Here is a 12,701-nt window from a genome sequence, read left to right on the forward strand (position 1 = left end):
TCAATGATTCGAGTGGCAGAAAGATCGGATAGGGACAAATTATATGTACTCTATAGAATGCTGGTGCCGAACAGTAAGAGAATGACTGTCATAGAAGATCAAATTGAGGCAATCAGACTAGACTCTAGTAACTTTTTGCTTGTATATGAGGAAAACGGTGAGTTGCTCGGCACCGTCACATTGAATGTATGTATGCAGGCTCTGTATGGCTTTAATCCTTATGGAGTAGTGGAGAATATCGTTGTGCATGATGATCATAGGGGCAAACATATCGGACAAAAATTGCTGCAGTACATTGAGGATTACTGCAGATCAATTGATTGTCATAAGATTATGTTATTAAGCAATTCTACACGTCATAGGGCACATCAATTTTTTGAACGAGAGGGATATAGTGGTTCAGTCAGTAAAGGATTCAAAAAGTATTTGTGAGTGGTTCGTGGAACTTTAGAAGATGGGAAGCTGCCGGCGTTAGTTACTTATATCTATTAGAAATAAAATAAGCCTGTTCCTTTGGAACGGGCTTATTTTATGTTTGTAAGTCAATATGAATGAGTCTATTTGCCATTTTCAGTTTTGATATGGAACCAATGTTTAAAACTTACAAATTCAATTTAAATTCTCCATGGTTTGTTTGCCGCAAAGCAGATAACATTCTATTGTAAGCGCTGTACTTTAGCCGAGACAGCCAAATTATAAGGGGGATGTTACATATGCGGAATAGTAAATTTCTGCTCCTGTCTTTCGTTCTGATTCTGCTATTTGCTTCAGCATGCAGCAGCAACGGTAGCAGTAACAAGAATAACAACACAGGAGTTAACAGTACGCCTTCACCTTCGGAATCGGCGGCCAACGAGGCGGCTCCTGAAGCAACCGAGGAGGAGAGCGGAACCCCTGAGATGGATTTCGACATGGGCGGGAAAACGATTAAATGGGTTTCCTGGTATGATGAGTCCATTAAGGAAGATAATCCGGACAACATTCAGCGCAAGCAGAATCTAGATGAACTCATGAAAAAGCATAATTTCAAGATTGAATATGTCACGGTCGATTATGCGGAATACGCGAGTAAGGTTACGGCGTCCCTCCTAGCAGGAGAGCCAATCGGTGAAATCATTCGCATGGCTAGGCCTTGGATGATCCCATCGCTTGCAAAGCAGGATCTGTTCCACCCAGTAGATGAATATACAAAAAATGATAAGGTCTTTATTCAGCAATATACTAACGATTATTCGCAATATGAAGGAAGAGGTTACGGATTCCGCTCTGGAATTAACGGTGCAGCATCAGGAATTTTCTATAACCGTACTCTGATGAATAAATTAGGCATGAAACCGCTTCAGGATTATGTGAATGATAACGACTGGAACTGGGATACTTTCATCCAGGCAGCCAAAGAAGCAAACAAAGATACGGACAATAACGGCAAGCTGGATACATGGGGTCTAAGTACCGCTTCTATTTTGGTACAGGCATTAGCTTCTAATGACGCCAATCTAGTTGCTGGTGATAAACAGAATCTGGAGGATCCTAAAACAAAGGAAACCTTAGAATTTATAGGTAAGCTAGCAACGGAGAATATTGCAAGACCAACTGAAGGCGGAGATTGGACAGAACCTGGGCAATTCTTCCGTCAAGGTAATACTTTGATGTACGCGGGCAGTGATTATGAGATGGATTCCTTCAAAAAGGATATGCCAGATTTGGACATCGGCTTCGTTCCATTTCCCAAAGGGCCAGATGCTTTGGAATATTATTCTCATCTGACGATTCCGAACTACTTGACCATCCCAAAAGTGGTCGATCATCCAGAACAACTGGTCTATATTTACGAGAAAATTAATGATATCGATTCTATTTATGATTACCCGAAGCAAGCATCACTGGAAACATTATTCAGCAACGAGGATGATATCAATAATGCCAAGACAGCAGGGGAGATTATTAATAGAGTAGATGGTACGGATGGATACCCCAACATGCCTTATTATGAATTAGTTGGAGAAATTCTGGACGGTGTATCGGTATCTACCGTAATTGACAAGTACAAAGTGCCATTTCAATCATCTATTGATGAGGTATGGAAGAAATAATGAACGTTTGGAATGACATAAAAAAAAAGCAGGTCCCCTTTACAGATAATGGGGGCCTGCATTACTGGTAGTTCTCAAGTACAAATTTCATTTTCTTGGCATTAGACGGAGAATATCCCTTCAACTCCTTGAATATCTTGCTGAAATAATAGATATCAAGAATTCCGCAGCGCTCTGCGGCTTCCTTTACGGTGAAATCACCGGAAGATAGCATCATCTCTGCATTATTAATCCGGATGCGATTAACATATTCCTTAAACGACAGTCCGGTATTTTGCTTGAATAACTTGCCAAAGTAGACGGGATGAAGCCCTAACCCTCCCGCCAGATCATTAATAGCAATATTTTCAGAATAATGCTCCGTTATATAGGTTGTTAGCTTCTTTATCCGAGGATCAATAGTGTTAGGAATATTTCGGTAAAAATTGCACAATAGACGGTGGAGGATTAATTCAAATATTGCGCGTGCTTGAATTTGATAATAGGGCTGCTTATTCATCCAAACATGATTAAATTCATGCAAATAGCTTAGAATTTCTTTCGTGACGGCTCTTTTTGTTACTCCCCTGAAGGGGAGCTGAACATGATTATGAGGATCTGCCCAATAGAAATTAAAGGGATAGGAATGCATTGGAGATTCATTGAACGTATGAGCCTCTCGGATGCTTCCCCCGGGCACATAGATGAGATCTCCTGCTTCAACGGTGAATTTCTCTCCGTCTATGTAATAACTAGACTTTCCCTCGACAACAAAGGTAAGATCATGGAAACTAATTCTTGATTTTTGAATGGTCCAATTCGGAAAACATCTTCTGTCAACAAACAAAAAGATATTGGGAACAAGATAGGGATGATATTCTAGTTCCATCCTGGTTCGCCTCCTATGCAGATGAAGTAAGCATACTGTCTACAATGAAAGGGAGATCATTCGTATGATAACGCTAACAGGTTTTGCTGATGAAATATCAACTGATTTGGAAAAACAGCTAAATGTTCTCGAATCGGAACAAATTTGTCATCTTGAGCTTAGAGGAGTATGGGGTAAAAACATTTTGCAGCTTACGGATGAGGAAGCCTTTAAAGTAAAAGCAATATTGCAGAAGAGGGGATTTAAAGTATCATCTATCGGCTCTCCTATTGGAAAAATCAACATAACGGATAATTTTGAGCCGCATTACGAAGAGGCTAAGAAGGCAATTCGGCTGGCTGCTTTTTTTAATGCCCCATACATCCGTATTTTTTCTTTCTATATTCCTGCAGGTGAACATGTCCACTATCGATCGGAAGTGATTTCCCGCATGCAGAGTCTTGTACAACTGGCGGAGAGAGCGGGCATCGTACTGCTGCATGAGAATGAAAGCCATATTTATGGAGATACCGGAGAACGCTGCCGTGACCTGTTGGAATCCATTGCTTCATCTCATTTGAAAGCAGCGTTTGATCCGGCTAACTTTGTGCAGTGCAAGGTAATGCCCGTATCTGAGGCATATCCGTTATTGGATGAATATATTACTTATATTCATATTAAAGATGCTAAACTGAATAATGGTTCCGTTGTCCCATCGGGTGAAGGGGACGGACAGATAAAGCAGCTTCTTCAGGTGCTGGATCACAAAGGCTACCATGGGTTCATGTCATTGGAGCCGCATTTGCAAGCCAGTGGTAAGTTTACCGGATTTAACAGAGCAGAATTATTCATTGTTGCAACAAGAGCGATCAAGCAATTATTAAATGAACAGAATATAGCTTGGTCATAATGTTATAAAACAACAGGTAATCTGCGTTAGGATGTTTTGTTTTATTTCTTTTATGATATGGTTGCAGTTATAAGATTTCAACATTTTCAGGAAAACCCTATAATTGCTGAGGTGAAAAAGCTATAATTCCTCAGGTGAATGGCTTATTCTAACCCAGGCTATTGATGTTGTTGGGTTCGGAGTCTGGAAGAAAAAGGGTGAAAACTTACTTGCAAATAAAAACAGCGAACGCTTCGTAAAGCGCATCGCTGTTTTTGTGTTACACTTCGATATTGGCAGCAATGCTATCCTCTCGGCCGTACTCACGGATGAGTGCTGCTACCTCTTGGTGGTGCGGGTTCGGGCCATATGCTTCAAGCGCTGCTTGGTCTTCAAATCTGACACGTAGCACGAGTTGGTAGCCTTTGTTGTTGTCAGAGAAATTAACACCTGCGTTTACTTCTACGACACCAGTCAAGTGTTGTTTCAATGCTTTAAAACGCGCAACGATTTCCTCCAATTGTGTGAGGGTTGTTTGCTCGCCGAATTTTACTAAAATAGTGCGATCGATCATATAAAGATCCTCTCCTTCCTCAAAATCTATAGCCTTAAGCAATATAGCATGAAAAGTGAAAGCTTTTCCAGCTCATTATACGAACATCTAATAGGAACGGCTTAATCTTGAAAAATAGAATAACAATTCGTTTGTTGTTATCGACGTATTCGGATTGTGGTCAATTGTGTCTGCATTGGAAGTGTAGGTCGTAATCGCTGCGTTTGATGGAGCCTTTACCGCTGAAGCAGGCTTTCTCATTACCCCAAGGATCTTTGCCCGCACCTTCAAAGGTTACTTGACTTATAATGCAGCACTGGAAACAAGCGGCGTACTGATTGGTGACGAAGTGAAAATTTCGATCGAAATCGAAGTCGGAAAACAAGCATAATTCTGAATAAATGACAAGGGGATTCACCTTATATAGAGGTGAATCTTTTCTTTATTTAAGGCGTAAGCGGTACCTATTATGAACGGTGCTGCCGTTTACGTTTTTCCTGCGAAGATCCTTTGACTTAAGCGCCTTTAAAGTGATATATTTAGCGGAGTTTGTTTTTACGTGTTAAGGAAAGGGATGCAAAACGAGTGACCACAAGCGAAGACATCACGAAACCGAAATTAATACCTACAAAAATTTTAAAATGTAAAAATCCTGAATGTAAAGCATGGATCAGGGACGAAATGGCAGCGGGAGATGCATTATGCCCGATGTGCAAAGGTCCTATGGCCCGAAGCATGAAACACTTGCCGGCTCTACAAAAGAAAGCAAAGCCAAAGCCGCGTAAACCAAAATCGGATTTTTAAACTTTCAACTATGGGGGAAAAGCCGGACGGCTGCGTACGAGACGCAGCCGTTTGTGCGTTATGGAGGGACGATTAGTGAGTAGTCATTATCCATTTGAGTTTGATCCGAAGCTGCCGTTCATTCAGCAGGCAAGTGATTGGATTGCGGACGTCTTTTATGAACAATTGCCTGAAGCGGGATTCGAAGTTCGCGATGAACAGATCTATATGGCATTCCAGCTCGAGAGAGCCTATGCCGAGAAACAGACGATCTTCGCAGAAGCTGGAGTAGGCACGGGGAAAACACTTGCTTATTTGCTGTACGCCATCAGCTATGCCCGTTATACAAGAAAACCGGCCATAATTGCCTGTGCCGATGAATCACTCATTGAGCAGCTTGTGAAGCCCGAAGGGGATATCGCGAAGCTGGCTCGGTATTTGGACTTTACGATTGATGCAAGGCTTGGAAAATCACCTGATCAATATATTTGTTTAAATAAATTGGATGATGCGAGAGCTGCGTTTGATGATGATGTTGAAGCTTTTGATGAAATATTCCGTGGGCTGCCGTCTTTCGTGCATGCCCCGGTAACGATGCAAAGCTTCCATCCTTACGGCAACCGCAAACAATATCCGGAGTTAAATGATGGGCAATGGGCCAAGCTGGGTTGGGATGTATTCCAGGATTGTCTCGTCTGCAGCAGAAGACATCGCTGCGGTCAGACGTTGTCACGTGATCATTACCGCAAAGCTGCCGATCTCATTATTTGCTCGCATGATTTCTATATGGAGCATGTGTGGACTTACGAAGCACGTAAGCGTGAAGGACAGCTTCCATTGCTGCCTGAACATAGTTCGGTAGTCTTTGACGAAGGACATCTGCTCGAGACGGCTGCTCAGAAGGCACTAACTTATAAGCTGAACCATGGAGTGTTCGAGAGTATCATTACTCGACTTCTGCAGGACGAGATCCGGGAATCTCTTGCGCTGGCAGTTGAAGAAGCCATTGTACAAAGTGATCATTTATTCGCATTAATTGCTCGCCAGAGTAAGGCCGTACCGGCTTCTAACCGCAAGGAAGTACTCTGGAATGATGAGTTAGTCCGCGAAGTGAATCGTCTGCAGGACATACTTAGCTCGATCGAAGAGGAGCTTGTCTTTGAGAGTGGTCTGTTCACGATCGATGATTATCAGCTTAAGATTGTTGAAGAGCATATCGAAATGATCCAATTCGCTTTGTCTCTGTTCAAGAGAGATGAGAAACCGATTAGCTGGGCTTCGGAGGACAAAGATGGTTTCACACTTGTCATCATGCCAAGATGGGTGAAGGAAGTGCTGAAGGAGCAGGTCTTTGCGAAGAAAATGCCTATCGTCTTCTCATCGGCTACCTTATCTGTCGGCGGTTCTTTCGATTATATCAAGGACAGTCTAGGGATTGATCAGGCTATGTCATTCTCTGTTCCATCTCCGTATGAATACGAAGAGCAGATGAAGGTCTTGATGCCAAATGAGTCTGAAGCTGAGATGACATGGACGGACAAGATGAGTACGGCAACGAAGCTGCTGGAGCAAAAGGGCGGACGTACCTTGTTCCTATTCCCATCCATGGAGGAGCTGGTGAATTTCCGCGAGCAAGCGTCTGAGCTTGGTTTGACGAACGGCTACCGATTCTTGTTCGAGGGTTCTGCTGAGATCAGCCATCTGATCGCAGAATTCCAGAACGACGAGACCAGCGTACTATGCGCGGTTACCTTGTGGGAGGGACTGGATATTCCAGGTCCATCCTTATCACAAGTCATCATGTGGTCGCTGCCATTCCCGCCGAATGATCCGGTCTTCCAAGCTAGACGCAGTGATGCTGCGAATCCGTTCGCAGATGTGGACATGCCATACATGCTGCTGCGCTTAAGACAGGGCATAGGCCGACTCATAAGAGCGCGTGAAGATCGTGGCTCGATTGTTATTTTCGGACATGAGCTGAAGGATGAAGCCGTGCGTACGCAGGTGCTGAGTGTATTGCCAGCAGGTGTTTCAATCGAGGATGTCAATCAAATTTAACATTAAAGTGACCAAGAAGAGCCTTGTGCTGTTCTTGGTTTTTTTGTATCTACTCAGAGTATATCCGTATTGGGAGTTATTTGGTAAAATGTAGGAGGCACAAAACAATTGATTAAGAGGTGACATTTTATCCGGATTATAATATTGTTATTGCTTACCCTAACTGTATTGTCAGGATGCAGTTACTCGACACTAGATGAGGCCATTCAGAAGAAATGGGATGACCGTATTGAAGTGCTTTACGTTGATGAAGAACATCAAAGTGTCATTTTTCTTGATCCGTCGAAAGATAACCCAAACCATAGTGTGTATGTGTATAGTACATATAAGAAAAGCGGGAATGCTTACCGGTATTCAACGGACCCGGAACATGGTACTTCATTCAGTGTTTCAAGCGATCTGATCCCATTTTTATTCAAATGGAACGGTGGAGACAAGAAGACGGATAATGTGATCTGGGGAGCGATACGCTCCGATATAACGGTGAAAGAAATTGCGGTTACATGCACACCAAGAAATGATGAAAGCAAAGAGATTAAGTTTAAGATTCCTGTTCATAATCAAGTTTTTATCTATTATCCAGAATTAGATTTTCAGAATTCCCCATACTCGTGGAGAGTCAAAGCGGAAGCCCTTGATGAGAACGGAAAAGTGATCGCTGATTCGGGGTATTAGGACGGAGAAGAAAGGACGATATACATGATTCAATTGGAAAGAGTTTCTGCTGACCATACTGATTTTCAAGAATTAATAACACTTCTGGACAAAGACCTATGGAGCAGATATCCGGATACGCAGCAGTTTTTTGATGTGCATAATAAGGTCAGACTTGATGCAAAAGCGGTTGTTGCCTATGTAGATGGAATACCTGTAGGCTGCGGCTGTTATCGGGAGATGAGAGATGAACAAACCGTTGAGATCAAGCGGATGTTTGTAAGCGAAACAGCAAGGGGCAAGGGTATAGCTCAATCCATTGTTAGAGAGCTTGAAAAGTGGGCGGTAGAGGAAGGAAAGCAGCAGGCACTACTAGAAACAGGGACTAATCAGCCTGAAGCCATATCGCTGTATAAGAAATTAGGGTATGTACAAATCGCTAACTATGAGCCTTATATTGGCAGTGAAGAAAGTGTTTGTATGGGAAAAGAATTGGCATAAAGAAAATATCACCATGATTATAAAAGAGAAGCCTGAGGGGTTTCTCTTTTATTTGTGTTTACTACTAAAAATTTTATAATTTAAGATTATTGAAAGTGATTTCAAATGTCAGCACAATAAACTTTGGAACTATTGGATATAATACACAACTGGACGCTTGCTTAAACGTTTTGAGGAGGGATATACGCGTGCGGTGGATAAGAAGTCGAAAAAAACTAATTCGTAACAAAAACTCTAACCGGTTTGGATCGACATTTCCTTCCCTTTCTCCCGATCAAAATGCAGAATTAAGCACAAGTCTCACTATAAACGAGATGATGCTCAGAGAAATTTTTCTCAATAGTTCCGATATCATTTTTCGTTCAATCAGCAGCAATCCCGAAGTACTTATCATATATATTGATGGTTTAATTGACACAACAACGCTGGATAAAGTTATGTTAACGCCAAACCTATTTGAAGAAACACCTAGCGGGTTGAATGCAACTTCTATTTCAGGGCAGATCATTCAAAAGAAACTCGTGGCTATCTCCCAGATTAAAACGGTTTCTACAATCAACGAAGTAACGGATGGAATTCTGAAGGCGAATATCGTTCTTCTTGTCGACGGAGAAAACAAGGCTATTGTAGCTGATCTTAAAGGATTCGAGAAACGCGGAATTGAGGAGCCGGCCGCCGAAGTTTCTATCCGCGGTCCCAGGGACGGATTTACGGAAACGTTACGAATCAATACAAGCTTAATCCGCAGACGAATCCGTAGTCCAAAGCTGAAAATTGAATCCATTACAATTGGTCAGGTTTCCCAGACCGATGTTGCTATCGTATATATTGATGGAATTGTCTCGAACACGGTCCTGAAGGAAGTCCGTGATAGAATTAGCCGAATCGAGATGGACGGGGTACTGGAATCTGGATTTATCGAAGAGTTTATTGAGGATGCCCCTTGGTCTCCTTTCCCGCAAATTCAAAATACCGAGCGGCCCGATATCGTTTGCGCAAGTTTACTTGAAGGGAAAGTCGCGATCCTTGTCGATAACACCCCGTTTGTGCTGATTGTTCCTATGACTTTTTGGACTGGTTTACAGGCGGTAGAAGATTATTACGAACGATCAATCTATACGACATTTATTCGATTCGTCCGATACTCCTTATTTAATATCGCACTGCTTCTTCCGTCTTTGTACGTGGCACTCTCAACCTTTCATCAACAGCTTATCCCAACGAACCTGCTCATCAGCATTTCTAATTCCAGAGAAGGAGTCCCATTTCCGACGTTTGTCGAGGCATTGTTGATGGAGTTTATGTTTGAGGGGCTTCGAGAGGCTGGAATTCGCATGCCTAAAGCCGTTGGTTCGGCGGTCAGTATTGTGGGTGCGCTTGTCATTGGACAGGCTGCCGTACAAGCAGGTATTGTATCCGCCCCTGTTGTTATTGTTGTGGCAACGACCGGGATCGCATCGTTTGCCATCCCACGATATAATTTCGGTACCGCCTATCGACTTCTTCGCTTCCCGATGTTGATATTAGCGGGAATGCTGGGCTTATATGGCATAATAAGCGGAGTATTTCTGTTGATTATACATCTTCTAGGCTTGCAGTCGTTTGGAGTTCCGTACATGAACCCGGTAGTTCCGAGTATACCTCAAGGCTTGAAGGATGTATTATTACGTGCACCAAGGTGGAGTATGACCCGGCGTTCCGCACTTTTCTCAGGGAAAAATAAAACTCGCATCCCCGAAGGCCAACAACCAATTTCAAAACAAGGGAAGACAGACGAATGAAAAAGTTACGCAGGACCAGCTTGATCTCCCTGATTCTTTCTCTTACATTTGTTTCTGGCTGCTGGGATAATTCGGAAGTAAATGAGATTGCGATTGAACTTGCGTGGGGGATTGACAAAGCCGAAAATAAGAAAATTATGATCAGTGCTCAAGCCATCCTTCCGATGAGAATTAGTGGCGGACAGGAAAGTATAAGCGGAGAAAGCAAGAATAAGCCGTTCTTTGTCGTCTCGGGTAATGGAATGAATACACTCGATGCAGTACAGCAGATGCAGACTAAGCTGTCCAGGCAAGTGTTTCGCGGTCACCGTCGGGTCATTGTGATAGGCGAATCTATGGCAAGACAGGGGGTTAAGGAGGTGTTCGATACCTATACGCGCGATCCGAACCTCAAACTCCGAACCGATATATTTATTGTCAGGGGAGGCACTGCAAAGAATTTTTTGGAAAAATCATACCCATTAGAAAATATTTCTGCTCTTGGGGTTTTGGGAGAATATGGTCAGATGGGAACACCTGTAGAAATGGGATTGTTGAACTTTTTACATGCTGCAACCAGTGATGGAGCTTGTCCAGTCGTACCTGCAATTGCCATTGGTATGGACACTAAGTCACAAGATCAAGACAACCAGAATGAGCAGACGAATTCGGACAAGGAAGGATTCCGGCTTGCAGGAGCAGGGATATTTAATAAAGATTTGAAATTGGTTGGTTATTTGAATGCAGAGGAAAGCCGGGCGATGCAATGGGTAACCGGGAATTTAAATAAGCTGACGGTTCCTGCAACAATACCTCATGAAGGAGGTAATGTCAGTATTATTCTCTATAGGATGCACAGTAAGATTCAGCCGGATATCCAAAGCGGAAAGCTTAAAATTCTTGTTACGTTAACAGGGAAAGGCGCTATTCGTGAGAATAACACTAGGCTTGACTTGACACAGACTAATAATATTAGCGTAGTGCAAAACGCATTAGAACATCACGTCGAAGAAGCCGTATTACGGACGATTACCAAAGTGCAAAAAAAGTACGGGACAGATGTGTTCGGATTCAGCAGTACTATTAAAAGGAAAAACCTTACATTATGGAAATCGATAAGGAATGATTGGGAAGAAGAGTTCCGGGAAGCAGAAATTTCTGTAAATGCGAACATAACGGTTCGACGGATTGGTGTAACGGGACCAGCATTGCAATTAAAAGCAAGCGAGATTGAGAAATGAAGATGTTCATTTCATTGATTGCCGCAGCCAAGTAACAATGAGAAGAATCGTAGGCAAGACCAAGTACATGGGCACCCACACATAAGGAACTAGTATTTCAAAGTGTTGACGGTAAATGTGCTCCGCAATATTTTTGGACATCGTCATTCCAAGAATGAGGGAGAGCGCGCAGGACGGGATGACTAGTACACGGTAGCCCTTCATATTCGTTAATTGTTGAATGCCTTTGACCGCTGCGAACATTAAGACAATGCATTTTAAGAGCGCCGTCATTAATAAATAGAGTACACCGAACATTTGTAAGTTTTCAATAAATTTTCCGATACTGATCAAACTAAGCAAGGTGTAAAGAGGGTACAGGAAACCCGAGAACATATCTCCAAAAACGGAAATAGCCATCACATCAAATAGAGTAACCATAATTCCGGACAGTAAAGTAGCGAGAATCGTAATTTTCATTACTTTATTAGGCTCTTTGGTCTCCGTCCAAAACATAGCAAATATGATGGTTTCTCCAAAGGATTGAGTGATACCAGATGGGTAAACGGTCTTCAAGACAGGCTCCCACCCATATTCCAAAACAGGAAGTAAATTATGGACATGCATAACTTTAGAGCCTAAAAGAAGAATGACTTCAATACAAAACATGAGCAATACGATGGGGAGAAACACTTCCCCCAACCGGGAAACGCGTTCAAGTCCGCCATATACGCAATAAGCAATAATAAAGACAAAAACTCCTGAGATGATGATAAGCGGTGTATTAAATAAGATGGTTGTTGAAACCATATCCCTGATATCCGCTATAACCCGTCCAACAATATATATAAACAAAACGGGGTACAGAAAGGCAATTGGCGTTCCGATCCAGCGCCCAAATTGTGCAGGAAACCATTGGACAAGAGTTAGCCCCGGATTCATTCGCATTAAGGCGATGTAGATCAGAATCAAAAAAACCCCAAGGAAACAGGATATTAATTCTCCAATCCATGCATCCTTTCCGGCATGACCGCCAAAACCGAATATAATAGTAGTGCCTAATTGAAAAATAAAAGTGATTGTAAATAACTGATAGACCGTAATTTTACTCATAGGAACCTAGTAATATCTTGAATGTAACAGCCATTAGTATCAGATAAAGAACAAAATTTAGGATAAGATCAACTCCATAGATGAATTGGTAGGGAATATCATTACTTATTTTACCAATTTCAGCCTATTTTATTCTGGTCGGTGTAAGTATAATGGGAGTGGAAAGTATGGTTGTATTCAGATGAAGCAGAAGTGGGATTAGAGGCTTTAATTTCATAACAAAGGAGAAT

Annotated in this window: 12 protein-coding genes and 2 pseudogenes; 10 read left to right on the plus strand and 4 right to left on the minus strand. The window is 42.3% G+C overall.

Features of this window, described 5'->3' with window-relative positions:
• The first annotated feature begins 3 nt into the window (after positions 1-3).
• Positions 4-432, plus strand: coding sequence for a GNAT family N-acetyltransferase (locus FHS17_RS02615; protein ID WP_167273937.1), 429 nt, complete (start codon positions 4-6; stop codon positions 430-432).
• Between the two features lie 281 nt (positions 433-713).
• A complete protein-coding gene (locus FHS17_RS02620) occupies positions 714-2,093 on the plus strand; it encodes an ABC transporter substrate-binding protein (protein WP_167273941.1) in 1,380 nt (459 codons plus the stop codon).
• A 61-nt stretch (positions 2,094-2,154) separates the two neighbouring features.
• Here FHS17_RS02620 and FHS17_RS02625 read toward each other — a convergent pair whose 3' ends face one another.
• Positions 2,155-2,961, minus strand: a complete 807-nt coding sequence (locus FHS17_RS02625) for a helix-turn-helix transcriptional regulator (protein ID WP_167273946.1) — start codon at positions 2,959-2,961, stop codon at positions 2,155-2,157.
• A gap of 64 nt (positions 2,962-3,025) precedes the next feature.
• Between FHS17_RS02625 and FHS17_RS02630 the strand changes: the two genes are divergently transcribed.
• Positions 3,026-3,850, plus strand: coding sequence for a sugar phosphate isomerase/epimerase family protein (locus tag FHS17_RS02630; protein ID WP_167273949.1), 825 nt, complete (start codon positions 3,026-3,028; stop codon positions 3,848-3,850).
• Positions 3,851-4,109: 259 nt separating this feature from the next.
• On the opposite strand, the gene FHS17_RS02635 is transcribed toward FHS17_RS02630, so the two are convergent.
• Both FHS17_RS02635 and FHS17_RS31175 read right to left on the minus strand, forming a co-directional pair.
• Positions 4,110-4,403 (minus strand): Dabb family protein, encoded by a 294-nt coding sequence (locus FHS17_RS02635; RefSeq protein WP_167273953.1) that lies wholly within the window; start codon positions 4,401-4,403, stop codon positions 4,110-4,112.
• Between the two features lie 184 nt (positions 4,404-4,587).
• Positions 4,588-4,680, minus strand: a pseudogene (locus FHS17_RS31175) (YceI family protein); the annotation flags it as partial.
• Between FHS17_RS31175 and FHS17_RS30355 the strand changes: the two are divergent.
• The 7 genes and pseudogenes from FHS17_RS30355 to FHS17_RS02665 form a co-directional block, all read left to right on the plus strand.
• A pseudogene (locus FHS17_RS30355) lies at positions 4,681-4,773 on the plus strand (YceI family protein); the annotation flags it as partial.
• Positions 4,774-4,967: 194 nt separating this feature from the next.
• Positions 4,968-5,186 (plus strand): cold-inducible protein YdjO-related protein, encoded by a 219-nt coding sequence (locus FHS17_RS30790; RefSeq protein WP_167273957.1) that lies wholly within the window; start codon positions 4,968-4,970, stop codon positions 5,184-5,186.
• A gap of 75 nt (positions 5,187-5,261) precedes the next feature.
• Positions 5,262-7,223: an ATP-dependent DNA helicase gene (locus FHS17_RS02645; RefSeq protein ID WP_341805749.1), complete on the plus strand. Its 1,962-nt coding sequence runs from the start codon at positions 5,262-5,264 to the stop codon at positions 7,221-7,223.
• 144 nt (positions 7,224-7,367) lie between these two features.
• Positions 7,368-7,898 carry a hypothetical protein gene (locus FHS17_RS02650; RefSeq protein WP_167273965.1) on the plus strand — a complete coding sequence of 177 codons (531 nt, stop codon included), beginning with the start codon at positions 7,368-7,370 and terminating at the stop codon, positions 7,896-7,898.
• Positions 7,899-7,922: 24 nt separating this feature from the next.
• Positions 7,923-8,378 carry a GNAT family N-acetyltransferase gene (locus FHS17_RS02655; RefSeq protein WP_167273967.1) on the plus strand — a complete coding sequence of 152 codons (456 nt, stop codon included), beginning with the start codon at positions 7,923-7,925 and terminating at the stop codon, positions 8,376-8,378.
• Positions 8,379-8,575: 197 nt separating this feature from the next.
• Positions 8,576-10,159 carry a spore germination protein gene (locus tag FHS17_RS02660; protein ID WP_415639868.1) on the plus strand — a complete coding sequence of 528 codons (1,584 nt, stop codon included), beginning with the start codon at positions 8,576-8,578 and terminating at the stop codon, positions 10,157-10,159.
• Positions 10,156-11,379 (plus strand): Ger(x)C family spore germination protein, encoded by a 1,224-nt coding sequence (locus FHS17_RS02665; protein ID WP_167273973.1) that lies wholly within the window; start codon positions 10,156-10,158, stop codon positions 11,377-11,379. Before FHS17_RS02660 ends, FHS17_RS02665 begins: the two co-directional genes overlap by 4 nt.
• Positions 11,380-11,385: 6 nt before the next feature.
• Here FHS17_RS02665 and FHS17_RS02670 read toward each other — a convergent pair whose 3' ends face one another.
• Positions 11,386-12,471 carry a GerAB/ArcD/ProY family transporter gene (locus FHS17_RS02670; protein ID WP_167273977.1) on the minus strand — a complete coding sequence of 362 codons (1,086 nt, stop codon included), beginning with the start codon at positions 12,469-12,471 and terminating at the stop codon, positions 11,386-11,388.
• Positions 12,472-12,701 lie beyond the last annotated feature (230 nt).

This window comes from Paenibacillus lupini (genome assembly GCF_011761355.1).
Taxonomy (GTDB): Bacteria; Bacillota; Bacilli; order Paenibacillales; family Paenibacillaceae; genus Pristimantibacillus; species Pristimantibacillus lupini.

Coding starts and splice junctions, on each gene's coding strand:
- FHS17_RS02635 (WP_167273953.1), bottom strand. CDS start 4,403: ATGATCGATCGCACTATTTTAGTAAAATTCGGCGAGCAAACAACCCTC.
- FHS17_RS02655 (WP_167273967.1), top strand. CDS start 7,923: ATGATTCAATTGGAAAGAGTTTCTGCTGACCATACTGATTTTCAAGAA.
- FHS17_RS02620 (WP_167273941.1), top strand. CDS start 714: ATGCGGAATAGTAAATTTCTGCTCCTGTCTTTCGTTCTGATTCTGCTA.
- FHS17_RS02615 (WP_167273937.1), top strand. CDS start 4: ATGATTCGAGTGGCAGAAAGATCGGATAGGGACAAATTATATGTACTC.
- FHS17_RS02630 (WP_167273949.1), top strand. CDS start 3,026: ATGATAACGCTAACAGGTTTTGCTGATGAAATATCAACTGATTTGGAA.
- FHS17_RS02670 (WP_167273977.1), bottom strand. CDS start 12,471: ATGAGTAAAATTACGGTCTATCAGTTATTTACAATCACTTTTATTTTT.
- FHS17_RS02625 (WP_167273946.1), bottom strand. CDS start 2,961: ATGGAACTAGAATATCATCCCTATCTTGTTCCCAATATCTTTTTGTTT.
- FHS17_RS02665 (WP_167273973.1), top strand. CDS start 10,156: ATGAAAAAGTTACGCAGGACCAGCTTGATCTCCCTGATTCTTTCTCTT.